This is a genomic window from Burkholderia sp. Bp9142, assembly GCF_003853415.1.
In the GTDB taxonomy this organism is placed as follows: domain Bacteria; phylum Pseudomonadota; class Gammaproteobacteria; order Burkholderiales; family Burkholderiaceae; genus Burkholderia.
In genome coordinates, this window is the sequence record NZ_QTPP01000022.1 from 55,969 (window position 1) to 79,361 (window position 23,393).

At 68.0% G+C, this 23,393-nt stretch carries 21 protein-coding genes; 10 read left to right on the forward strand and 11 right to left on the reverse strand.

Features of this window, described 5'->3' with window-relative positions; genetic code table 11:
* Positions 1 to 28 precede the first annotated feature (28 nt).
* A complete protein-coding gene (locus tag DIE22_RS23150; RefSeq protein ID WP_124498612.1) occupies positions 29 to 589 on the reverse strand; it encodes a group III truncated hemoglobin in 561 nt (186 codons plus the stop codon).
* Between the two features lie 275 nt (positions 590 to 864).
* Here DIE22_RS23150 and DIE22_RS23155 point away from each other — a divergent pair, with 275 nt between their 5' ends.
* On the forward strand, positions 865 to 1,383 hold the full coding sequence (locus DIE22_RS23155) for an Rrf2 family transcriptional regulator (protein ID WP_124606172.1): 519 nt from the start codon (positions 865 to 867) through the stop codon (positions 1,381 to 1,383).
* A gap of 156 nt (positions 1,384 to 1,539) precedes the next feature.
* On the forward strand, positions 1,540 to 4,137 hold the full coding sequence (gene clpB / locus DIE22_RS23160) for an ATP-dependent chaperone ClpB (protein ID WP_124606173.1): 2,598 nt from the start codon (positions 1,540 to 1,542) through the stop codon (positions 4,135 to 4,137).
* A 130-nt stretch (positions 4,138 to 4,267) separates the two neighbouring features.
* Here the strand turns inward: clpB and DIE22_RS23165 are convergent, their stop codons facing one another.
* A complete protein-coding gene (locus DIE22_RS23165; protein WP_124498609.1) occupies positions 4,268 to 4,699 on the reverse strand; it encodes a YidB family protein in 432 nt (143 codons plus the stop codon).
* Between the two features lie 88 nt (positions 4,700 to 4,787).
* Positions 4,788 to 5,405: a helix-hairpin-helix domain-containing protein gene (locus DIE22_RS23170; RefSeq protein ID WP_124606174.1), complete on the reverse strand. Its 618-nt coding sequence runs from the start codon at positions 5,403 to 5,405 to the stop codon at positions 4,788 to 4,790.
* 298 nt (positions 5,406 to 5,703) lie between these two features.
* On the opposite strand from DIE22_RS23170, the gene DIE22_RS23175 reads away from it, so the two are divergent.
* The gene (locus DIE22_RS23175) at positions 5,704 to 6,165 is read left to right on the forward strand and encodes a MerR family transcriptional regulator (protein ID WP_124498607.1); all 462 of its coding nucleotides are present in this window, start codon (positions 5,704 to 5,706) and stop codon (positions 6,163 to 6,165) included.
* Entirely contained in the window at positions 6,149 to 6,583 is a 435-nt protein-coding gene (locus DIE22_RS23180) for a carboxymuconolactone decarboxylase family protein (protein WP_124498606.1), read from the forward strand. Before DIE22_RS23175 ends, DIE22_RS23180 begins: the two co-directional genes overlap by 17 nt.
* A gap of 24 nt (positions 6,584 to 6,607) precedes the next feature.
* On the opposite strand, the gene DIE22_RS23185 is transcribed toward DIE22_RS23180, so the two are convergent.
* On the reverse strand, positions 6,608 to 8,539 hold the full coding sequence (locus tag DIE22_RS23185) for a sigma-54-dependent Fis family transcriptional regulator (RefSeq protein WP_124606175.1): 1,932 nt from the start codon (positions 8,537 to 8,539) through the stop codon (positions 6,608 to 6,610).
* A 523-nt stretch (positions 8,540 to 9,062) separates the two neighbouring features.
* Here DIE22_RS23185 and DIE22_RS23190 point away from each other — a divergent pair.
* The 6 genes from DIE22_RS23190 (at position 9,063) to lipA (ending at position 15,170) form a co-directional block, all read left to right on the forward strand.
* Positions 9,063 to 10,121, forward strand: coding sequence for an ATP-NAD kinase family protein (locus DIE22_RS23190; protein ID WP_124606176.1), 1,059 nt, complete (start codon positions 9,063 to 9,065; stop codon positions 10,119 to 10,121).
* A 59-nt stretch (positions 10,122 to 10,180) separates the two neighbouring features.
* Complete coding sequence (locus DIE22_RS23195; protein ID WP_124498603.1) at positions 10,181 to 10,957, forward strand: SDR family NAD(P)-dependent oxidoreductase; 777 nt, start codon at positions 10,181 to 10,183, stop codon at positions 10,955 to 10,957.
* Positions 10,958 to 11,032: 75 nt separating this feature from the next.
* A complete protein-coding gene (locus DIE22_RS23200; RefSeq protein WP_124606177.1) occupies positions 11,033 to 12,016 on the forward strand; it encodes a thiamine pyrophosphate-dependent dehydrogenase E1 component subunit alpha in 984 nt (327 codons plus the stop codon).
* A 61-nt stretch (positions 12,017 to 12,077) separates the two neighbouring features.
* Complete coding sequence (locus tag DIE22_RS23205) at positions 12,078 to 13,082, forward strand: alpha-ketoacid dehydrogenase subunit beta (RefSeq protein WP_124498601.1); 1,005 nt, start codon at positions 12,078 to 12,080, stop codon at positions 13,080 to 13,082.
* 4 nt (positions 13,083 to 13,086) lie between these two features.
* The gene (locus DIE22_RS23210; RefSeq protein ID WP_124498600.1) at positions 13,087 to 14,202 is read left to right on the forward strand and encodes an acetoin dehydrogenase dihydrolipoyllysine-residue acetyltransferase subunit; all 1,116 of its coding nucleotides are present in this window, start codon (positions 13,087 to 13,089) and stop codon (positions 14,200 to 14,202) included.
* 2 nt (positions 14,203 to 14,204) lie between these two features.
* Entirely contained in the window at positions 14,205 to 15,170 is a 966-nt protein-coding gene (gene lipA, locus DIE22_RS23215) for a lipoyl synthase (RefSeq protein ID WP_124498599.1), read from the forward strand.
* On the opposite strand, the gene DIE22_RS23220 is transcribed toward lipA, so the two are convergent.
* The 7 genes from DIE22_RS23220 to rho all read right to left on the reverse strand — a co-directional run bounded on the left by DIE22_RS23220 (position 15,167) and on the right by rho (position 23,266).
* Positions 15,167 to 16,540, reverse strand: a complete 1,374-nt coding sequence (locus DIE22_RS23220) for an MATE family efflux transporter (RefSeq protein ID WP_124498598.1) — start codon at positions 16,538 to 16,540, stop codon at positions 15,167 to 15,169. The genes lipA and DIE22_RS23220 overlap by 4 nt on opposite strands.
* Before the next feature lie 2 nt (positions 16,541 to 16,542).
* Positions 16,543 to 18,300, reverse strand: a complete 1,758-nt coding sequence (locus DIE22_RS23225) for a glycosyltransferase family 39 protein (protein WP_124498597.1) — start codon at positions 18,298 to 18,300, stop codon at positions 16,543 to 16,545.
* Between the two features lie 227 nt (positions 18,301 to 18,527).
* A complete protein-coding gene (locus DIE22_RS23235) occupies positions 18,528 to 18,788 on the reverse strand; it encodes a type B 50S ribosomal protein L31 (RefSeq protein ID WP_124498596.1) in 261 nt (86 codons plus the stop codon).
* Between the two features lie 160 nt (positions 18,789 to 18,948).
* A complete protein-coding gene (locus tag DIE22_RS23240; protein ID WP_124498595.1) occupies positions 18,949 to 19,779 on the reverse strand; it encodes a zinc-dependent peptidase in 831 nt (276 codons plus the stop codon).
* A 38-nt stretch (positions 19,780 to 19,817) separates the two neighbouring features.
* A complete protein-coding gene (locus DIE22_RS23245; protein WP_124498594.1) occupies positions 19,818 to 21,374 on the reverse strand; it encodes an MFS transporter in 1,557 nt (518 codons plus the stop codon).
* Positions 21,371 to 21,871, reverse strand: a complete 501-nt coding sequence (locus tag DIE22_RS23250; protein ID WP_124498593.1) for a MerR family transcriptional regulator — start codon at positions 21,869 to 21,871, stop codon at positions 21,371 to 21,373. Before DIE22_RS23250 ends, DIE22_RS23245 begins: the two co-directional genes overlap by 4 nt.
* Positions 21,872 to 22,003: 132 nt before the next feature.
* A complete protein-coding gene (rho, locus tag DIE22_RS23255) occupies positions 22,004 to 23,266 on the reverse strand; it encodes a transcription termination factor Rho (protein ID WP_006478662.1) in 1,263 nt (420 codons plus the stop codon).
* Positions 23,267 to 23,393: the final 127 nt, after the last annotated feature.

The following is a 23,393-nucleotide window of genomic DNA, read 5'->3' on the forward strand; positions in this document are numbered from 1 at the left end:
CGCAGGCGGCTCGATTGTCGCGAGCCGGTCAAGCGTCCGGATCGGCGCCGCGCCCGATGATCCTCGTCGGAAACGGCTCGCCGCGGGCGCGTGACGGCAGCGCATGCGGATCGTCGCCCGCGTCGCGGCGGCGCGGCGCGATCGCATCGAGCAACGCCTGCTGCTCGGGCGGAATCTGATAATCCCAGCCGAAGCGGCTCAACTGCAGGCTCTGCGCGATCCGCAGCGCGGGTTCCATGAAGCGGATCGCAGCGGGCGGCGTGTAGCGGCCCTCGACGGTTTTCAGGAACAGCGACAGCCAGCGGCTGAAATGCGCGGGCTCGATCCCGTCGAGCGGCTGGTGCGCCTGCTGCACGTTGCCGCGATAGCCTTTGGTGCCGAGCACGAGGCTCGACCAGAAGCTGACCATCTTCGGCAGATGGTCGTCCCAGCGGCCGTCCAGCTTCGCGTCGAACACGGGCCCGAGCAGCGGATCGGCGCGCACGCGGTCGTAGAACGCGTAGACGAGGTCGCGGATATTGTCTTCGGTCGGTTCGGCGTCGCGAGGGCGGGCCGGTGCGGTATCGGGCGAGGCGGGCAGGGCGGTCATGGCAAAAAGGGCCGGAAAATCGGGGCGTCGGCGGCGCATCGGCGCGGTGCCGCTGGAACGGCGGCGCGGGCAACGCGCAGGACGCCGACAGGATTTTGACGCAAAATAGCGTCCACCAACGCCTGAAAAATGTGTGGATGCCATGCATCTTATTGCGCGCAGGCCGTCCCGGCAACCCGGCGCCGTCAAGCGGCTCCGAGAGCCGGTCCGGCGCGCGCGTCGATTGCCCCGGCTTGCACAATCGGGGCACGATCGATAATTTTCCGTATTCGCTCATGAGACTCACCGACTACACCGACTACTCGCTGCGCGTCATGCTGTACCTCGCCGTGCGCGGCGAGGGGCTCGCGACGATCCAGGAGATCTCGGACGCCTACGGCATTTCGAAGAACCATCTGATGAAGGTCGTCCAGCAGCTCGGCGAGCTTGGCTGGGTCGATACCGTCCGCGGCCGCAACGGCGGGCTGCGGCTGTTCCCCGAATCGCTGAAGCTGACGGTCGGCCAGGTGGTGCGCGCGACCGAGAGCGATTTCGCGCTGGTCGGCTGCTTTGCGGCCGACGGCGGCGAGTCGCGCGGCTGCGTGATCGAGCCGCAGTGCCGCCTGAAGGGCGTGCTGGCGGCGGCGCGCGATGCGTTCTTCGCCGAACTCGACCGCCACACGCTCGGCGAGCTGGCCGTGCCCGCGTCGCCGCTCGTCGCGTTGCTGGGCATTCGTCCGATTGCACTGGTGCGTGCCGGGCCGCTCGAGGATGACGCACCTGCCTCCGCCGAATCACCGTCGAAGGCCGGCTGACACGCCGGCGCAGCACCCTCTCATCCGGCTGCGGCGAGCCCGCAGGCCGCCGCGTCGCCGCCCGGCAATGTTTGTGCTGAATCAACCTGAATTTCGCTTGAAACCCGTATAACCATCCTCATCTTGGTGTTAATCGAAAATTGGAGGTCTCACTCAATGAGAATCGACAAGCTCACCACCAAGTTCCAGGAAGCAATCGCGGACGCGCAGAGCCTCGCGGCAGGCCGTGACAATCAATACATCGAACCCGTTCACGTGCTGGCCGCGCTGGTCGCGCAGCAGGACGGCTCCGCCCGCTCGCTGATGTCGCGCGCAGGCGTTCACGTGCAGGCGCTGCAAGGCGCGCTGAACGAGGCGATTTCGCGCCTGCCGCAAGTGACGGGCACGGGCGGCGACATCCAGGTCGGCCGTGATGTGGCGGGGCTGCTGAACCAGGCCGACAAGGAAGCGCAGAAGCTCAACGACACGTTCATCGCGAGCGAGATGTTCCTGCTCGCCGTGTCCGACGACAAGGGCGAAGCCGGCAAGCTGGCCCGCCAGCACGGCCTCACGCGCAAGGCGCTCGAAGCCGCGATCGCCGCGGTGCGCGGCGGCTCGCAGGTGCACAGCCAGGACGCGGAAAGCCAGCGCGAGGCGCTGAAGAAATACACGGTCGACCTGACCGAGCGCGCCCGCGCGGGCAAGCTCGATCCGGTGATCGGCCGCGACGACGAAATCCGCCGCTCGATCCAGATCCTGCAGCGCCGCACCAAGAACAACCCGGTGCTGATCGGCGAGCCGGGCGTCGGCAAGACCGCGATCGTCGAAGGGCTCGCGCAGCGGATCGTCAACGGCGAAGTGCCCGAGACGCTGAAGGGCAAGCGCGTGCTGTCGCTCGACATGGCTGCTCTGCTCGCCGGCGCGAAATATCGCGGCGAGTTCGAGGAGCGCCTGAAGGCCGTGCTCAACGACATCGCGAAGGACGAAGGCCGGACGATCGTGTTCATCGACGAGATCCACACGATGGTCGGTGCCGGCAAGGCCGAAGGCGCGATGGACGCGGGCAACATGCTGAAGCCGGCGCTGTCGCGCGGCGAGCTGCACTGCATCGGCGCAACCACCCTCGACGAATACCGCAAGTACATCGAGAAGGACGCCGCGCTCGAGCGCCGCTTCCAGAAGGTGCTCGTCGACGAACCGAGCGTCGAGGCGACGATCGCGATCCTGCGCGGGCTGCAGGAGAAGTACGAACTGCACCACGGCGTCGACATCACCGACCCGGCGATCGTCGCCGCGGCCGAACTGTCGCATCGCTACATCACCGACCGTTTCCTGCCGGACAAGGCGATCGACCTGATCGACGAGGCTGCCTCGAAGATCAAGATGGAAATCGATTCGAAGCCCGAGGAGATGGACAAGCTCGACCGTCGTCTGATCCAGCTGAAGATCGAGCGCGAGGCCGTGAAGAAGGAGCAGGACGAAGCGTCGCAGAAGCGCCTGCAGCTGATCGAGGAAGAGATCGAGCGCCTCGGCCGCGAGTATGCGGACCTCGAGGAGATCTGGACCGCCGAGAAGGCCGCGGTGCAGGGCAGCGCGCAGCTCAAGGAAGAGATCGAGAAGGTGCGGGCCGACATCGCCCGTCTGCAGCGTGAAGGCAAGCTGGAGAAGGTCGCCGAACTGCAGTACGGCAAGCTGCCGCAGCTCGAGTCGCAACTGAAGCAGGTCACGCAGGCCGAAGAGCAGGAGCAGCACAACCCGACGCGTCCGCGTCTGCTGCGCACGCAGGTCGGCGCCGAGGAAATCGCGGAAGTCGTGTCGCGCGCAACCGGGATTCCGGTGTCGCGGATGATGCAGGGCGAACGCGAGAAGCTGCTGCACATCGAGGAAAAGCTGCACGAGCGCGTGGTCGGCCAGCACGAGGCGATCAGCGCGGTCGCGGATGCGATCCGTCGTTCGCGCGCGGGTCTCGCCGATCCGAACCGTCCGTACGGCTCGTTCCTGTTCCTCGGCCCGACGGGTGTCGGCAAGACCGAGCTGTGCAAGGCGCTGGCGTCGTTCCTGTTCGATTCGGAAGAGCACCTGATCCGCATCGACATGAGCGAGTTCATGGAGAAGCACAGCGTCGCGCGGCTGATCGGCGCGCCGCCGGGCTATGTCGGTTATGAGGAAGGCGGCTACCTGACGGAGGCCGTGCGCCGCAAGCCGTACAGCGTGATCCTGCTCGACGAGATCGAGAAGGCGCATCCGGACGTGTTCAACGTGCTGCTGCAGGTGCTCGACGACGGTCGCATGACCGACGGGCAGGGGCGTACGGTCGACTTCAAGAACACGGTGATCGTGATGACGTCGAACCTCGGCTCGCAGGTGATCCAGGCCCTGACGGGTTCGCCGCAGGAAGAGATCAAGGACGCCGTGTGGCTCGAGGTGAAGCAGCACTTCCGTCCGGAATTCCTGAACCGGATCGACGACGTCGTCGTGTTCCACGCGCTCGATCGCAGCAACATCGAATCGATCGCGAGGATCCAGCTCGCCCGCCTGCACGACCGGCTCGCGAAGCTCGACATGGCGCTCGACGTGTCGCCGGCGGCGCTCGAACAGATCGGGAAGGTCGGCTACGATCCGCTGTTCGGCGCGCGGCCGCTGAAGCGCGCGATCCAGCAGGAGATCGAGAACCCGGTCGCGAAGCTGATCCTCGCGGGCCGCTTCGGTCCGAAGGACGTGATCCCGGTCGACGTCAACGACGGCAAGTTCGTGTTCGACCGCGTCGTGCACTGATCGCCGGTGATCGGCCGCACGCCCGGTTCGCGCCGGGCGCGCAAAAACAAACACCCCGCCTCAGAGCGGGGTGTTTGCATAGGGAGCGGCCGAAACCGCTGCCGCGGCTGTCGGCCGGCGCTGTCCGGGCTCAGGCCTGCTTGTTGCCGCCGAACATGCCGGCGAGCTGCGTGAGCGTGCCAAGCACGTTCGACGTGTCGACCTGGCCGCCGGCCGGCACTTCGCCGTTCGGCGTCGCGCCGTTGACGACGTGCGGCAGCACCTGTGCGAGGATCGACGATGCCTGGGACGGATCGATGCCGACCTTGCTCGCGAGCGCACCGACGATGTCGGAGCCGAGCACGTTCTGCAGCGTGTCGGCCGAGATCGGCTGGTTTTCGCCGGTGCCGACCCACGAGCCGATGATGTCGCCGGCGCCGCCGGCCTTGAACTTCTCGATCAGCCCGTTCAGGCCACCCGGCTGGTTGTTGATGAATTCGAGCGCGGTCGTGATGAGTGCGCTTTGCGAGTTGCCGCCGGCCTGGCCGCCGATCAGACCGCCAACGATGTCGAGGAGACCCATGGTTCTTCACCTTCACTGAAAAGGGCGCCGCAACGACGGCGCCCGTTGATCGAATGCCGCGCGCACGCCGTCGCGCGCGCGGCGCACATCAGGCGCCCGACGCCGCGGCGGCGGAGGCTGCCTTGTCCTTCTTGCTCTTCTTCTTCGAGCCCTTCGTCGCCTGCGTGGACGACGCTGCGGCCGGCGCGCTCGCGCCCGCGTCGGCGGATGCCGCCGCGGCTGAGGCCGCCTTGTCCTTCTTCGATGCGCGTTTGCTCTTCGCCGGCTTGGCTGCTGCTTCCGGTGCGCTCGCGGACGGCGCCGGTGCCGTCGCCGTCGTGCCGGCCGTCGCGGTCGTCGATGTCGAGGCGGTACCTGCCGACGTCGTGGCCGACGTGGTCGCCGACGTCGTCGCGGCCGGCTTCGACAGCTTCACGCCCTTCGGTGGCGTCGACGAGCCGCCGATCGTCAGGCCGTTTTCCTCGAGATGCCCGACCGACTTGGTGCCGAGACCCTTCACGCGGTTCGCGAGATCGTCCGCGTCCTTGAACGGGCCGTTCTTGGTGCGTTCGTCGATGATCGCCTTCGACTTCACGGGCCCGAGCCCCTTCACCGATTCGAGCGCGGCCTGGTCGGCCGTATTGACTTCGACGGCCGCGGCGAGGCCGGCGGCGAGCGACAGCGACAGCGACAGCGCGACGAACAGCATCAGCAGCTTCTTCAGCATGGCAAAGGCTCCCTGGTTCTGACGGATGAATGGCTGTTGCAACGGACGGCGGGGTGAGGCCTGGCCGGGCGTCGCCGTTAAGCATAGGACAAATGCGTGCCCTTTTTGAGACAAGCTGACCGAATCTTGCTGAAGGCTTGCGTTGCTGTAAAGACGGAAAGCCGCGCCGGACGACGGTTTTGACCATTCTTTACGGTGTCCGCGAAGGTGTGCGCGGCGGGGACTGCGGATTGTCGTACTTGGCGGTTCGACGATGCTTGACTTAGAGTGAACTCTAACTCCTAACCTTGTTCCTGCCATGTCGAAAACCGTATCCAGACCTTCCGCCGCCGGTCCGCTGACGATCGGGCAAGTCGCCGAACTGACCGGCGTGTCGACGCATACGCTGCGGTATTACGAGCAGGCCGGCCTGCTGCGCGCGATTTCGCGCACGGCGGCCGGGCACCGGCTCTATGCGCCGGCCGACCTTGACTGGCTTGCCTTCGTGATGCGCCTGAAGGCGACCGGCATGCCGATCGCGCAGATGCAGCAGTTCGCGGCGCTGCGTGCGGAGGGCGAGTCGACGTTCGGTGCGCGGCGGCGGTTGCTGGTCGCGCATCGCGACGCGGTGCGCGCGCATATCGCGGAGCTGCAGGCGAGCCTCAACGTGATCAGCGACAAGATCGAGAACTATGAGGCACAGGAGCGGGATATGGCACGACGGGCAAAACCTTCTCACTCTCCATCGGAACAGGACGGACACAATGGAACGACTCGTTGAAGACCGCTACACCCGCGGCTGGAACAAACTGAAGGAAATCGACGGCGAAGTGGGTGAGCGCGTGATTGCGGCCCTCGCACCGATCGCGCCGGATTTCGGACGGCTGATCGTCGAGTTCAGCTTCGGCGACATCTACAGCCGGCCGCAACTCGACCTGAAAGCGCGCGAAATCGCGACGATCGCGGCGCTGGCCGCGCTCGGCAATGCGCAGCCGCAGCTGAAGGTGCATATCGAGGCCGCGCTGAACGTCGGCTGCACGCGCGACGAGATCGTCGAGGTCTTCATGCAGATGGCCGTATACGCGGGTTTCCCGGCCGCGCTCAACGCGCTGTTCGCCGCGCACGAGGTGTTCTCGCGGCGTGACGAAGGGGCCGGCAAGGCCGGAGCGGCGAGCGAAGCGGCTGGGCAGGCCTCGTGATGGAGCGGAGCGCGCGCCCACACGTTACGCCCGATGCGGCGCGACGATCCGGTGCTTCGCGATGCGCCGGTACAGCGTCGCGCGCGAGATGCCGAGCGCCTGCGCGGCCGCTTCGGGCCGCCAGCGATGCGCGGTGAGCGCCGCGACGATGCGGCCGCGTTCGTCGTCCGGCAGCGCGCCGGCCGGACCGGCACCGAGCTGCGCGGCGAGATCGGCCGGCAGGTCGCGCATCGTCACGCGCGCGGTGTCGCACACCGCGCACGCATAACGCAGCACGTTGCGCAGCTGGCGCACGTTGCCGGGCCACGGATACGCGGCGAGCTGCTCGGCGAGCGTCGCGTCGAGCGTGAGCACGTGGCCGGTCGCCTGCGCCTCTTCGGCGAACACCGCGGCGATCACGTCGCGCACGTCCGCGCGCCCGCGCAGCGGCGGCAGCTCGAACGTCGCGCCGCTCAGCCGGTAATACAGGTCCTCGCGGAACGTGCCGTCGGTCACCATCTGGGCGAGATCGCGGTGTGTCGCGCAGATCACGTCGAGATCGACACGCACGGGCGTATCGCTGCCGAGCGGTACGAGCTCGCCGTCGGCGAGCACGCGCAGCAGGCGCGTCTGTAGCGTGATCGGCATGTCGCCGATTTCGTCGAGGAACAGCGTGCCGCCGTCGGCGAGCGCGATCTTGCCGCGCGCGCCATGCTTGCGCGCACCGGTGAACGCGCCGGCCGCGTAGCCGAACAGTTCGCTTTCGATCAGGGCCTCGGGCAGCGCGCCGCAGTTGACCGCGACGAACGGCCGCGCGCGCCGCGCGCCGGCGTCGTGGATCGCGCGGGCGAACACCTCCTTGCCCGCGCCGGTTTCACCCAGCACGAGGATCGGCAGCCGCTTGCTCGCCACGCGCAGCGCGAGTTCGGCCTGCTGCACGACGCGCGCGTCGCTGCTGTTCAGGAACGGCGTCAGCGCGCCGACGTGACGCTGCGCGGTGCCGGGGCGGCGCGATGCCGGGGCGGCCCGTGCCGTGCCGGTCTCGCGGCCGGCACGCCGTAGCGGCGCACGCAGTCGCGCATAGAGCGGGGCGCCGGTCGCGCGCAGTCGCAGCGCGACGATCGCATCGAGCCGTGCGGCGTCGCGCAGCGGCATCTCGGTCGCATCGAAGATCTCGTCGATATGGCGCGGTTCGCGTAGCGCCGGCAGCGCGTCGCGCGCCTGCCGGTTCGCGGCGACGATATTGCCGCATTCGTCGAACGCGATCAGCCATTCGGGCTGTGCCTCGACGTAGTGACGGTTCGGATGCCCGAACAATATCCAGTGCTGCGCGGTGCTGTGCACGAAATAGCCGTCCTCGATCAGCGCTGCGCTCTGCCGCACGAGCTGGTACACGAGACGCTGGCTGTCGCGGCCGTCGGGCGACTGGACGGCCGACGCATCGAGCACGCCGATCAGTTCGCCGCCCGGCGAGAAGATCGGGGCCGCGCTGCAGGTGAGCGTGGTGAATGCCGCGCGGAAGTGGTCGGTCTTGTGCACGGTGATCGGCGCGAGATCGGTCAGCACGCTTGCCACGCCGCAGGTGCCTTCCTCGCTTTCCGACCAGCACGAGCCGATGTGCAGCCCCGCATGACGGAAGTCGGTGCGGCGCTCGCGGTCGATCCGGTAGTCGATCGTCACGCCGTGCGCGTCAGTCAGCATCACGCAATAGTCGGCGACGCGAATCATGTCGTGCAGGCGCGTGAGGCACTGGCCCGAGGCGCGCAGGAACGCCTCCTCCTTGTCGCGCACCTCCCGCAGCTCGGCCGCGGTCAGCACGCGCGGGCCGATCGACGACGCGGGGTCGAGCGCGTAGCGCTCGAGCGAGCGCTGCCACGACGACACGAGGCGCGCGGAGTCCGCCGGCGCGGGCAGGCGTCCGGCGAGCGCGCCGAGCACACGGTCGGCGTGCTGGGCCTGGGGGACGGCGTAGGGCATGGTCGGCTCCGGTTCCGTACGGCGGGAATGCGATGTTCTTGTAGCACATCCGCTTGCGCGGATCACATTGCATCGCAGCACGCGCGCGGCGTGAGACGTTCGTCTCAGCGGTATCTCAGCCGATCTCGCGCGGTTGAGACGCGGGGACATGCCACGCGCGACAGTGGTCCGGAGCACGGCGGTGCGCGTCGCGCCGCGATCCGCGTGGCTTGCCGGCGAAATCGCAACGCGGATGAAGGTGCCGAAACCGGTGCGCCGGGAGCGCGGCGGCGTGAGACGCACGGGCGGTTTCGCGCAGCGTCGGGCTGCCACGGCAGCAGGTGTCGATGACAGGCGTACCCGCCGAGCCAGTCCGTACGCGGGTTTCGCGGTCGTTGCCCACACGGTGGCACGCGGCTTGCAGATGTCACGGGCAAGTCCGGCGCGGTCGCGTCGGCGACGACGATCCGCTGCCCTCGATGACGGCGGACGACACATGCGGGGCCGGTGCGCGAGCGCCGGTCCACTGGATGGAGACAAGCCCGTGACGACGCCCGTGACCGTCGGCGTGATCGCGAACCCCGCATCGGGGCGCGACATTCGCCGCCTGACGACACATGCATCCGTGTTCCCGACCGCGGAAAAGGCCAACATGGTCGTACGCCTGCTCGCCGGCCTCGGCGCGATGGGCGTCGAGCGCGTGCTGACCCTGCGCGACAAGACCGGCATCGCGACGCTGCTGATGCGTGCGCTCGAGACGCATCGCGCGCTCGTGCCGCAGGAACGCTGGCCCGACGTCGAATTCGTCGACCTGCCGATCTCGGATACCGTCGCCGACACACAGGCGGGCGCCGCGTACATGCACCGGATGGAAGTCGCGCTGATCGTCGTGCTCGGCGGCGACGGCACCCATCGCGCAGTCGCCGCGCATTGCGGCGCGACACCGCTCGTCGCGCTGTCCACCGGCACCAACAACGCGTTTCCCGAACATCGCGAGGCGACCGTCGCGGGCGTCGCGGCAGGACTCGCCGCGACCGGCGCCGTGCCGGCCGAGGTCGCGTTCATGCGCAACAAGCGGCTCGTCGTGCGCTGCGTGGCGGGGGCGAACGCGGGGCGCGAGGAGATTGCGCTCGTCGACGTGTGCGCGGTACGCCAGCGCTTCATCGGCGCGCGCGCGATCTCGGCGCCCGACGACATCGACACGCTCTACCTGACTTTCGCGGAACCGGACGGCATCGGCCTGTCCGCGCTCGGCGGCGCGTGGGCGCCGCTCGAGCGCAGCGCGCCGCACGGGCTCGCGATGCGCTTCGCCGCCGACGGCAGGACGGCCGGCACGCCGCTCGTCGCGCCGATCGCACCCGGGCGCGTCGATCGTGTCGTGATGCGCAGCTGCGAGCGGCTCGAACCGGGTGCGTGGCAGACGATCCCGTTCGAGCACGGCACGCTCGCGTTCGACGGCGAGCGCGAGATCGAGGTCGCGCGCGGCGACCGCTACGAGATCGCGCTCGACTGGCACGGGCCGCTGACGGTCGATGTCGGCCGCACGCTCCGTTACGCGTCGTCGCGGCAGGTGTTGCGCGACGCCGGCGCGTGGCGCGGTTGAGCCTCCGCTGTCCCGGACGGAATTTCGACATCCATAACGATCATCAAGGAGACATCGCCATGACAACCCCACTCGAAGGACAGGTCGCCATCGTGACCGGCGGCGCGCGCGGCATCGGCCGCGGCATTGCGCTGACGCTCGCCGGTGCGGGCGCGGACATCCTGCTGGCCGATCTGCTCGACGACGCACTCGACGCGACCGCCCGCGAAGTGCGCGCGCTCGGCCGCCGGGCGGCGGTCGCGAAGGTCGACGTCACACGGGCCGCGCAGGTCGATGCGATGGTCGCGCAGGCACTCGCCGAACTGGGCCGGCTCGACATCCTCGTGAATTGCGCGGGCGTGATCAGCATTCATCCGGTCGAGGCGCTGACCGAGCGCGACTGGGATTTCGTGATGGACGTGAACGCGAAGGGCACGTTCCTCGGTTCTCGCGCGGCGCTCCCGCATCTGAAGGCGCAGGGGCGCGGCCGGATCATCAACGTCGCATCGATCGCCGGCAAGGAAGGGTTTCCGAATCTCGCCCACTACAGCGCATCGAAATTCGCGGTGGTCGGCTTCACGAACGCGCTCGCGAAGGAGCTCGCGCGCGACGGCGTGACCGTCAACGCGATCTGCCCGGGCATCGTGCGGACCTACATGTGGGACCGGCTGTCCGACGAATGGAAGACCGGCGGCGAATCGGTCGAGCAATCGTGGCAGCGGCACCAGCTCACGCTGATTCCGCAGGGCCGCGCGCAGACGCCCGAGGACATGGGCCGGCTCGCGCTGTTCTTCGCGACGATGGACAACGTGACCGGCCAGGCCGTGAACGTCGACGGCGGCTTCACGTTCCATTGACGGCGCAAGCCGTGCAATCCGTCGCCGCGGCGTTGCCGCGGCGGCATTCGCAGTCAGACCTACCAGGAGACACACATGACCGTTTCGACACAGCTCAGCAGGGACACGCTGCTGGACGCCTACCGGCTGATGCGCACCATCCGCGAATTCGAGGAGCGCCTGCACGTCGAGTTCGCGACCGGCGAAATCCCCGGCTTCGTTCACCTGTACGCGGGCGAGGAGGCCTCCGCGGTCGGCACGATGCTGCACCTCGGTCTCGAGGACTACGTCGCGACCACGCACCGCGGGCACGGCCACTGCATCGCGAAAGGCGTCGACGTGCACGGCATGATGGCCGAGATCTACGGCAAGCAGACGGGCGTCTGCCACGGCAAGGGCGGCTCGATGCACATCGCCGACCTGTCGATGGGGATGCTCGGCGCGAACGGGATCGTCGGCGCGGGCGGCCCGCTCGTGTGCGGCGCGGCACTCGCGGCCAAGCACAAGAAGACCGGCGGTGTCGGCGTGTGCTTCTTCGGCGATGGCGCATCGAACCAGGGCGTGATCTTCGAATCGATGAACCTCGCGTCGGTGTGGCGGCTGCCGGCAATCTTCGTGGCCGAGAACAACGGCTATGCGGAAGCGACGTCGTCGAGCTGGTCGGTCGCGACCGACAACATCGCCGATCGCGCGAACGGCTTCGGGATGCCCGGCGTGATCGTCGACGGCTTCGACTTCTTCGCGGTGCACGAGGCGCTCGGCGAAGCGGTCGCACGCGCGCGCAACGGCGGCGGCCCGACGCTCGTCGAGGTGAAGTTCACGCGCTACTTCGGCCACTTCGAAGGCGATGCGCAGACCTACCGCGCGCCGGGCGAAGTGCAGAAGCTGCGCGACGAGAAGGACTGCCTGAAGCATTTCGAAACGCGTGTCGTGCGCGCCGAAGCGCTGACGACCGACGACCTGCGTGCGGTCGATGCGCAGGTGAAGGCGCTGATCGACGACGCGGTCGCGCAGGCGAAGGCCGCGCCGCTGCCCGACGCGGCCGACCTGCTGACCGACGTGTACGTGTCGTACCCGTGAGCGCGGCCTGATCCACCCGCTGGCAGCCGGCACGGCGAACCGAATATCCCAGGAGACAGACATGGCAAGGAAAATCACTTATTCGCAGGCGATCAACGAGGCGCTCGCGCAGGAAATGGCGCGCGACGACAGCGTGATCGTGATGGGCGAGGACAACGCAGGCGGCGCGGGCGCGCCGGGCGAGGACGACGCATGGGGCGGCGTGCTCGGCGTGACGAAGGGGCTGTTCCACAAGTTTCCGGGCCGCGTGCTCGATACGCCGCTGTCGGAAGGCGGCTACATCGGCGCGGCGGTCGGCGCGGCCGCATGCGGGATGCGGCCCGTCGCGGAGCTGATGTTCATCGATTTCATGGGCGTGTGCTTCGACCAGATCTTCAACCAGGCCGCGAAATTCCGCTACATGTTCGGCGGCAAGGCGGTGACGCCGGTCGTGATCCGCGCGATGTATGGCGCCGGCCTGCGTGCGGCCGCGCAGCATTCGCAGATGCTCACGTCGCTGTTTACGCACATTCCGGGGCTGAAGGTCGTGTGCCCGTCGACGCCTTACGACGCAAAGGGGCTGTTGATCCAGTCGATCCGCGACAACGACCCGGTGATCTTCCTCGAACACAAGCTGCTCTATACGCGCGAAGGCGACGTTCCAGAGGAATCCTATGCGATTCCGTTCGGCGAGGCGAACGTCGTGCGCGACGGCGACGACGCGACGATCGTCACGTATGGCCGGATGGTGCATCTCGCGACCGACGCGGCCGCGAAGCTCGCGAAGGACGGCATCCAGGTCGACGTGATCGACCTGCGCACCACGTCGCCGCTCGACGAGGACACTATCCTCGAGAGCGCGGAGCGCACCGGGCGCGTGGTGGTGGTCGATGAAGCGAACCCGCGCTGCTCGATCGCGACCGATATTGCCGCACTGGTCGCCCAGCGGGCGTTCCGTTCGCTGCAGGCACCGATCGAGCTCGTTACCGCGCCGCACACGCCCGCGCCGTTCGCCGGCGTGCTGGAAGACCTGTACATCCCGTCCGCCGATGCAATCGCGCAGGCGGTACTGAAGACGAGGAGCTGACACGATGTCGATTCACATGATCACGATGCCCAAGTGGGGGCTGTCGATGGAGCAGGGGCAGGTCAACGGCTGGCTGAAGGCGATCGGCGAGCGCGTGACGAAGGGCGACGAAGTGCTCGACGTCGAGACCGACAAGATCTCGTCGGGCGTCGAGTGCGCGTTCGACGGCACGCTGCGCCGGCAGGTCGCGCAGGAGGGCGAGACGCTGCCGGTCGGTGCGCTGCTCGGCGTGGTGGCCGCGGCCGAGGCGAGCGATGCCGACATCGACGCGGCGATCGCCGAATTCCAGCGCGATTTCGTGCCGAGCGCGACCGCCGACGACGCGGCGGGCCCGCAGCCCGAGAAGGCGCAGATCGGCGGACGCACGGTCCGGTTCCTGAAGTTGGGCGAGGGTTCGGGCACGCCTGCCGTGCTGATCCACGGCTTCGGCGGCGACCTCAACAACTGGCTGTTCAACCATGCGGAACTCGCCGCGCACCGGCCCGCGTGGGCGCTCGACCTGCCCGGGCACGGCGAGTCGGGCAAGACGGTCGACACCGGCAGCCTCGACGAACTGGCCGGCGCGGTGCTCGCGCTGCTCGATGCGCGGCACATCGACCGCGCGCACCTGATCGGCCATTCGATGGGCGGCGCGGTCGCGATGGCGGCGGCCGAGCGCGCACCGGAACGCGTGGCGTCACTGACGCTGATCGCGAGCGCCGGGCTCGGCACCGACATCAACCGCGGCTACATCGACGGCTTCGTCGCCGGCAACAGCCGCAATGCGCTGAAGCCGCACCTCGGCGCGCTGTTCGCGGACCATGCGCTCGTCACGCGGCAACTGGTCGAGGACCTCGTCAAGTACAAGCGGCTCGAAGGCGTGCAGGCCGCGCTGGAGAAGATCGCGAATGCCGCGTTCGATGGCGCGACCCAGCGGCGCGTGTTCCGCGACCGCGTCGCGTCGCTCGCGCCGCGCACGCTCGTGATCTGGGGCGAGCGCGACCAGGTGATTCCGGCGCAGCATGCGCAGGGCTTGCCGGACGGCGTGCGGGCCGAGGTGATCGCCGGCAGCGGCCACATGGTGCAGATGGAGGCGGCTGCCGACGTGAACCGCCTGATCGTCGCGTTTCTCGGAGACTGACGATGGCCGCCGCGCTCGAACGACCCAGCCTCACCGCGCTCGGCCAGCCGGGCGCGAGGAGCCGCGACAAGCTCGCGCGCATTCCGGTGCGCGTCGAGCCCGCGGCCGGCGCGGCGCTGCCGAAGCCGCCGTGGCTGCGGGCGCGGCCGATGATGAGCGGGGCGGTCGCCGACATGGCGGCCGTGCTGCGCGATCACCGGCTGCATTCCGTCTGCGAGGAGGCGATGTGCCCGAACATCGGCGAATGCTTCGCGCAGCGCACCGCGACCTTCATGATCATGGGCGGGCTGTGCACGCGGCGCTGCCCGTTCTGCGATGTCGCGCACGGGCGTCCCGAGCCGCTCGATCCCGGCGAGCCCGCGCGGCTCGCCGACGCGGTCGCGGCGCTCGGGCTGCGCTACGTCGTGATCACGTCGGTCGATCGCGACGACCTGCGCGACGGCGGCGCCGCGCACTTTGCCGCGTGCATCGCGGCGGTGCGCGCGAGCGTGCCGGGCATCGGCGTCGAGGTGCTGACGCCCGATTTCCGCGGCCGCGTTCCACGTGCGCTCGATGCATTGTCGTCGGCGTGGCCGGACGTGTTCAATCACAACATCGAGACGGTGCCGTCGCTGTATCGGGCGGCGCGGCCCGGCGCCGACTATCGCGGCTCGCTCGAACTGCTCGCGCAGGCGAAGGCCGCGCGGCCGACGCTCGTGACGAAATCGGGGTTGATGCTCGGGCTCGGCGAGCGCGACGACGAGGTGCGCGACACGCTGCGCGACCTGCGCGCGCACGAGGTCGACGTGCTGACGCTCGGTCAGTATCTGGCGCCGTCCGCGCACCATCTGCCGGTGCGGCGCTACGTAAGCCCGGACGCGTTCGCCGCGTGGCGCGACGAAGGGCTGGCGCTCGGTTTCAGGGAAGTCGTTGCCGGCCCGCTCGTGCGGTCGTCGTATCACGCGGCCAACGTGCTGGAGGATGCTTAAACCGCGGGCCGAATGTCTGCGCCGACGGACAGTTGCGCGCGGCTGACGTGGCGCAGGTAGAGCGCGAGCCCCGCGCCCGCGAGCATCAGGCTGATCGTGTTCGCGAACCAGAAGCCGCGCGCGCCGGTCAGCCATGCGGGCGCGATGCCGCCGACGTCGAAGCCGAGCACGTAGCCGCCGCCGAGCCCGACGCCCCACAGCGCGACCGCATAGATGACGGTCGGCACGATCGCGACCTTGTATGCGCGCAGCACGAATGCGGACGTGATCTGCAGCGCGTCGAAGAAGTGATAGCAGGTGACGATCGCGACCAGTGGCAGCGCGGCGGCGGCCACGGCCGGGTTCGGCGTGTAGCCGGCGACGATCAGCGGACGCAGCGTGAACACGAGCACGCCGTACACGGCCGCGATCCCGCACGCGAGCATCACGCTGTGCCGGCCGAGCAGGCGCGCCTCGTCCGCGCGGCCGGCACCGAGTGCGCGCGCGACGAGCGTCGATGCCGCGACGCCGATCGACAGCGGCGTCATGTACAGCACCGCGCCGATGTTGCCGGCGATCTGGTGGCCGGCGAGCGTCGTCGTGCCGAACTGCGCGATGAAGAGCGCCATGCACGTGTACGACGTGACCTCGATCAGGTACGACAGGCCCATCGGCACGCCGAGCTTCAGGATCGCCTTCTGGCGCGCCCAGACGGGCCAGCAGAAGCGCGAGAAGATCGCGAGCGGCGCGAACACGTCGAGCTTCGCGAGCAGCGTGAAGCCGATCAGCGCGAGCGCCCAGTTGATCAGCGTGCTCGCGAGCCCGCAGCCGGGGCCGCCGAGGGCCGGCATGCCGAACCCGCCGAAGATGAACCACACGTTGAGCGGAAACTTGAGCAGCAGCGCGCCGACCTGCAGGATCATCGCGAGGCGCGGCTTGCCGGCCGCGTTGGTCAGCGCGTTGTAGATCCGGAACACGAGGCTCGCCGGCAGGCCGTACGACAGGGTCCGCAGGTAATCGACGGTGCGGTCGTGCAGCGCGGGCGGCGCGTGGGCGACATGCAGCAGCGGTTCGGGAAAATGCAGCAGCAGGAAGCCGGGTACCGCGAGCATCAGCGCGAGCCACAGCGCCTGGCGGACTTCCTCGCCGATTTCCGCATGGCGCCGCGCGCCGTACAACTGCCCGGTGATCGGCTGCAGCGCGGACAGGATGCCCGTCATCCCGATGTAGACGGACACGTAGATCGACGAACCGAGCCCGAGCGCGGCCAGGTCGATGGCCGAGTAGCGGCCGACCATCGCCGTGTCGATCACACCGAACGCGATGATCGCGAGCTGGCCGACGAGCACCGGCCACGCCAGACCGACGATCCGGCGGATGTCGGCGAGCATCGTCAATCGACCGCCCGGTGGCGCGGGCCGCGGCGCTTGACGGGCGCCGTCGGCCGCTCGATGCGCTCGTACAGGCGGAAGCGCTCGTCGCGGTCGGCGACGCGGCGGCCTTCCCACACGAGACGCCACACGTATCGCGACATCGCGCTCGGCTCGCCGAAGTCCGCGCGGTCCTGGCGCAGGATCACGTCGCAGTCGCCCGAGAATTCGAAGTGCATGTCGCCGAAGTACGCGAAGGTCGCGATCTGCGCATCGCCGAGCCGGACAGGCGAGATGCACTCATAGTCTTTCGGCAGGTGCGACGCGATCTGTTGCGCGACGTCGCTGTAGGTCCGGCCGTAGTTGACGATCGGCAGCCACAGCGTCATCAGCAGCACCCACATCAGCGTGGTGCCCGCGCCCGACAGCACGACGCTGCGCCACAGCACCTTCGGCTGTCGCGAGACGCGCCAGCGCGCGAGCAGGCACCAGCACGCGGTGACAATCACCGCGCAGATGAACGACAGGATCTTGAAGTGCGGTTCGTAGCCCGGCACGAGGCGTGCGAGGTTGCGCGCGAGCGGATGCGGGAAGCCCGTGAGCGACGCAAGCCACACGAGCCACACGAAGGTGCCGAGGATCGTGAAGCTCAGCACCGCGAACCAGTCGAACGCATTGATCGCGCCGCGCTTGAGGGTCGGCAGCGCGAAGGTGGCGAGCACCGCGAGCGGCGGCAGCAGCAGCATGTACATGCGGTTCGACTGCTGGCTCTGCAGGATCACGAGCGCGACGAGCGGCACCACGACCGACAGCGGAATCGCGATGTGCGCGCGGCGACGCATGCCGGCCCAGCTCCACCAGGCCCAGATCGCGAGCGGCCACGCGGGCCACGTGAACAGCGGCAGGTTCTTCGCCGCGTAGGCGAGCACCGCGGTCGGCGGGCCCGAGAAGCGCATCAGGCTGCCGTGGATCCACTGGTTGAAGAACCACGCGGCGTCGTCGGGCGCCGCATTGACGGCGGCGAGCGGCCACAGCGCGAAGATCGCGGCCGCGAGCGGCAGGCCGACCAGCGGCAGGCGCAGGTTGCGCATCTCCGGCGTGACGAGCCACAGCGCGGCCGTGCCGGCGAGCAGCGCGACGACGAGCACCGGATTGCCGGACAAGGCGACGAGGCCGACCGCGACGCCCCACCACAGCGCACCCTGCATCGGCTTGTCGATGCCGCGCACGATGCCGTACACGAGCATCGCGATCCACGCGAACTGCGCGAGCTGCGGCGTCGTTTCGTGGCCGCGCTCCGCGAGCCCGAAGCACGCGACGAGGATCAGCAGTGCGCCGTCGGCGAGCGTGCGGCCGTAGTCGCGCGGTTCCGGCTCGCCGCCGAATGCGTACTTGAACGGCTGGACCTCGGCACGCCGGCCGAGCAGGTAGGCGGCGTACCAGACGAACGCGCAGGCGACGCAGAACAGCACGCCCGTGTCGACGCGCGACGCGTTGCTCGCGTCGACCCACGGCGCCAGCGCGCGGATCGACAGTGCGCCGAGCCAGTAGCCGAGCGGCCCGTCGGTCGTGATGAACTTGCCGACGAGATTCGGCAGCAGCCAGTCGTGCCAGCCGCCGGTGGCCATCGTCCACATCACGCCGAAGCCCGCCGCGTCCTCGTTCTTCCACGGGTCGCGGCCGAACAGGCCGAACGCCGCGTAGACGAGGCAGAGCGTGAGCAGCAGCCAGCGCGGCAGCGCGCGCGTGGCGGAGGCGGTGAGACGAACGACAGGCTTCATGCAGATGAGCGATTTGTTATGGGCGGGCGGCCGGTGCGGTCATGCGCCGACGGCGCTCGGATTCGAGCATCCGGCATTGTAGACGCGCCGGCCGTTGCGCGTCAGGCGATTGCCTGGGCGCCGGCCGGCGTGTGGCGTTTTCCCGGCGAGCGGAGACAAAAAAGGGCAGCCTGGGCTGCCCTTTCGTGCGGTACCGGTGCGTTGCAGCCACCGGATCGGTGCGAAGCTTACTTCGCCTTGCCGCTGGCGCGTACGCCGAACTTGTTCTTGAACTTCTCGACACGGCCTGCCGTGTCCATGATCTTTTGCTGACCCGTGTAGAACGAGTGCGATTCCGACGACACTTCGATCTTGGCGAGCGGGTAGGTCTTGCCTTCGTGTTCGATGGTTTCACGCGTCTGGATCGTCGAGCGCGTGATGAACTTGAAGCCGTTCGACATGTCTTGGAAGACGACTTCGCGGTAGTTCGGGTGGATGCCTTCTTTCATGGTCTTTCCTTGGTGAGAGCGGTAGCCAACCCGCCGCTTGCCGTGCCGGATCGCGCAATTTGCGCGGATCAGCCGACGTCAAGCCCGGCGCGAGCCACTTGCCTAAGGTCGAAAAACGAAGATTATGCCAGAAAATCAGACGGTTGACGAATAATTTTCATCACGCGTCGAGGGCGCCCGTCCGGGCCGGATCCTGCCGGTAGTAGCGGGCGAGCAGGCGGTAGAGCTCCGGAAATTCGGACTCGAACGCACGCGGCCGCACGAACAGCGCCTCGCTGCACACCGCAAAGAATTCCGACGGATGATCGGCCGCATAGGGATCGATCAGCGAGTCGCGCTCGAAGCGCGCCCACGCGCGATCCGGCACCGCATCGACCCGCGCGCAGAACTGGTCGTACGCGTGCTCGAACACGTCGGCCCACGCCTGCGCGTCCAGGTGCGGCGCGTGCCAGCGGCGAAAGAGGGGCGGATACCCGTTGGCCTCGCCGTTGACCATGTCGATCTTGTGCGCGAACTCATGGATCACGACGTTGTACGCGTCGCGGCCGTCCGTCATCTGCGCGTCTTCCCACGACAGGATCACTGGGCCGCCTTCCCACGCTTCGCCGCTCGCATCCTGCTCGACTTCATGGACGACGCCGTCCTCGTCCTGCACGGTCTTGCGGATCACGAATTCGCCCGGATACACGACGACGCCGACCCAGCCGTCGTACAGCGATAAATCGAGGTTCAGCACGGGCAGGCACGCCTGGGCGGCGATCGCGACGATCATCTCGTCGGTCAGTTCGAGCCCGTGCGCGGTCGAAAACGATTTCTTCGCGATGAACAGGCTCGTCAGCGCGCGCAGCCGGCCCAGGTCGCCGGGCGTCAGCGCATCGAGGAACGGCAGGCGCGCGACGGTGTCCTGCCACAGCGCATCGGGAATCGGGTGGCTCCGCAGTGCGCGGTCGCGGCGGCGGTCGTCGAACCAGCGGGTCAGTTTCGAGAGCATGGAAGCAGCGCAGGAAGATCCAAAGCCTGTCTTTTAACTCAATCGATCTCTTTTTGCCATGCCGCGAAGAGGCCGCCGACCAGCGCGACGCCCGCGAGGAAATAAAAACCGTCGAGCGACGCGAGGAACGACGCCTGTTGCGCGACCATCCTCGCGATCGACGCGATCGCGAGGGCGTGCGCCTCGTTCAGTGCATGGCCGGCGGCCGCGTAGCTGCGCGTGAGGGCGTCGACGGTCTGCTGGAACAGCGGATCGAACACGTTCGCGCGCTCGACGAGCCGCGTCTGGTGGACGGCCAGCCGGTGCTGCTCGACGATGATCACCGATGACGTCGCGAACGAGATCGTCAGTTGCCGCACGATGTTCTTCAGCCGGTAGCCGTGCGTGTATTCGTCGATCGCGAAGATGCGGAACGTCAGGTTCGCGACCGGCAGCACGATGAACAGCAGCAACAACCCGCGCAGCAGCAGCGGGACGATCAGCGCGGCCTCGCCGACCTGAGGCGTCATCCGCGTCATCCACAGCGCGGCGGCGATCGCGATCGCGAACCCCGGCACCACGAACCATTTCTTGTGCGTGACGCGCTTCGCATGGCGCAGGTAGGCGAACAGCGCGGTGGCCGAGATCAGCGACATCGTGCCGACCAGGCGCCCGGCGTTCTCGACCGGATAGCCGAGCCCGCCTTCGAGCAGGCGGGAGGTCAGGTAGCTGAAGCCGGTCGACTCGTAGTAATAGAACATGTACAGCAGCAGCCCGACCTGGAACGTGCGCTCGCGAAACGCATGCAGCCGCACGAGCGGCGTCGGATGGTGCCACTGGTGATGGGCGAACCACGCGAGCGCGCCGAGACCGGCGAACGTCAGCATGATCAGCATCGGCGAGCCGCTGTAGAGCTGGTAGTGCACCTGCTGCAGCACGATCTGCAGCGCGCCTTGCGCGAGCGCGAACACGACGTAGGGCCAGAAATGCCCGGAGCCGCGTTCGTCGTCGGGCGTCCGGCCCGAATCGGGCAGCGTGAGGAGGGCGAGGATCGCGAACGCGATGCCCGCGGGCGCGGTGCACGCGAACAGCGCGCGCCACGTCGAATGCGCGACGAGCAGCCCGCCGACGATCGGCGCGAGCGCGCTGCCGAGCAGGATCATGATCAGGAACGCGCGCGTGGCGGGCGGCCGCTCCTGCGGCTTGAAGCTGACCTGGATCAGGATCCGGCAGGCTCCCATCATCGGGCCGATGAAGTAGCCCTGGAAGCCGCGCGCGAACGCGAGTTCGAGCGACGTGTCGGCGAGCGCGGCGGCGATCGCGCCGAACGAGAACATCAGCATGCAGCCGGCGACGTAGCGGCGATGCCCGAGCCGGTCGACCCACCATTGCTGCTGCAGGATGCCGAGCACGGCCGTGACCGCGTATGCGCTCGACGACCACACGAGTTCGTCGGGCGACGCGTTGATGCCGCCCGCGATGTAGCTCGCGAAGAACGAGAAGGCTGCGTTGTCGAAGTAGTCGATGCCGGTGACGAGCGCGAGCGCCCACGGGAACAGGTCGGCGCGCAGGTTCGCGCGGCTCCAGAGCGGCGAGCGACCTGGCGCGACGTTCATTCGCGGTTCTTGCGCGCGCGTCGCGTGCCGGCTTCCGCCTGCCGCTGCGCGATCAGCGCGTCGGGGTTTTCGCCGGCGAGCCGCCGCTCGATGTAGTCGATGTCGTGCTGCAGTTCCTTGCGCAGCGCGACGGCTTCCTTCAGTTCGCGCTGGACGGCCGCGATCCGCTGGTCGAGCGTGTCGATCTGCTCGGCCAGCCCCGTGCGGATGTCGCGCAGCGATGCGTCCGAATAACGACGCCGGCCGTCGCCCGTTTCCTCGAGCGGGCGCTTGAGCATCTCGGTGATGCCGTGCAGCGAAAAGCCGAGCGCGCGCAGCCGCAGGATGCGGGCGAAGCGTTCGAGATCGGCTTCGTCGTAAAGGCGATAGCGCCCGCCGCTGCGCGACGGCGTGACGAGCCCGCGCTCTTCGTAATACTTCAGCGTGCGCGGCGTGACGCCGAGCCGCGACGCGGCGTCGCTCACGGTCAGCAGCGAGGAAGGCGTGTCGTTCGGCATCGGGATGGCGGGACTTCGGTCGAGGCAATGGCGCGATTATAGATCAACCTGTACGTTCACGTACAGGTTGGGTCGAAAAAACGGCCGCCGTGCGACGCGCGCGGGCGGCCGTTCGTTGCGCGGCGAGGGCGATCAGCCGCCGCGGCGCATCAGGTCGAAGAACTCGGAATTGCTCTTCGTCTGGCGGATCTTGTCGAGCAGGAATTCCATCGCCTCGACTTCGTCCATGTCGTGGATGAACTTGCGCAGCACCCAGATCTTTTGCAGGATCTCGGGCTTGATCAGCATTTCCTCGCGCCGCGTGCCCGACTTGTTCAGGTTGATCGACGGATAGACGCGCTTTTCCGCGAGACGGCGTTCGAGGTGCACTTCCATGTTGCCGGTGCCCTTGAACTCTTCGTAGATCACGTCGTCCATGCGGCTGCCGGTTTCGATCAGCGCGGTGCCGATGATCGTCAGCGAGCCGCCTTCCTCGATGTTGCGCGCCGCGCCGAAGAAGCGCTTCGGACGCTGCAGCGCGTTCGCGTCGACACCGCCCGTCAGCACCTTGCCCGACGCCGGGATCACGGTGTTGTACGCGCGTGCGAGACGCGTGATCGAATCGAGCAGAATCACGACGTCGTGTTTCATTTCGACGAGGCGCTTGGCCTTCTCGATCACCATTTCGGCGACCTGCACGTGACGCGTGGCCGGTTCGTCGAACGTCGACGCGATCACTTCGCCGGCGACCGAGCGCTGCATTTCGGTCACTTCTTCAGGACGCTCGTCGATCAGCAGCACGAACAGGATGACGTCCGGGTGGTTCTGCTTGATCGCGTGTGCGATGTGCTGGAGCATCACGGTCTTGCCCGACTTCGGCGACGCGACGAGCAGGCCGCGCTGGCCCTTGCCGATCGGCGCGATCATGTCGATGATGCGGCCCGTGACGTTCTCCTCGCCGCGCATCTCGCGTTCGAGCGACAGCGGCTTGTTCGGGTGCAGCGGCGTGAGGTTCTCGAACATGATCTTGTGTTTCGAGGCCTCGGGCGGCTGCCCGTTGACTTTGTCGACCTTCACCAGCGCGAAGTAGCGCTCGCCGTCCTTCGGCGTGCGGACTTCACCTTCGATCGTGTCGCCGGTGTGCAGGTTGAAGCGGCGGATCTGCGACGGGCTGATGTAGATGTCGTCGGTGCTCGCGAGGTACGACATTTCCGGCGAGCGCAGGAAGCCGAAACCGTCCGGCAGCACTTCGAGCGTGCCGTCGCCGAAGATCGTCTCTCCCGTCTTGGCGCGCTTTTTGAGAATGGCGAACATCAGCTCCTGCTTGCGCAGGCGGTTCGCGTTTTCGATCTCCAGGCCATTGGCCATTTCGATCAGTTCGGACACGTGCAGAGACTTGAGCTCGGATAAATGCATACGGAGAACCCGCCAGGGAGGAGAAGCGACGAAAAGAAATAAGGGAGGAGGGCGAGCGGAAGCGCTCTGAGACTTAATGCGTCTTGTAGACGTTTTTTGATTCTAGCATACGCCGATTCGTGCCTGA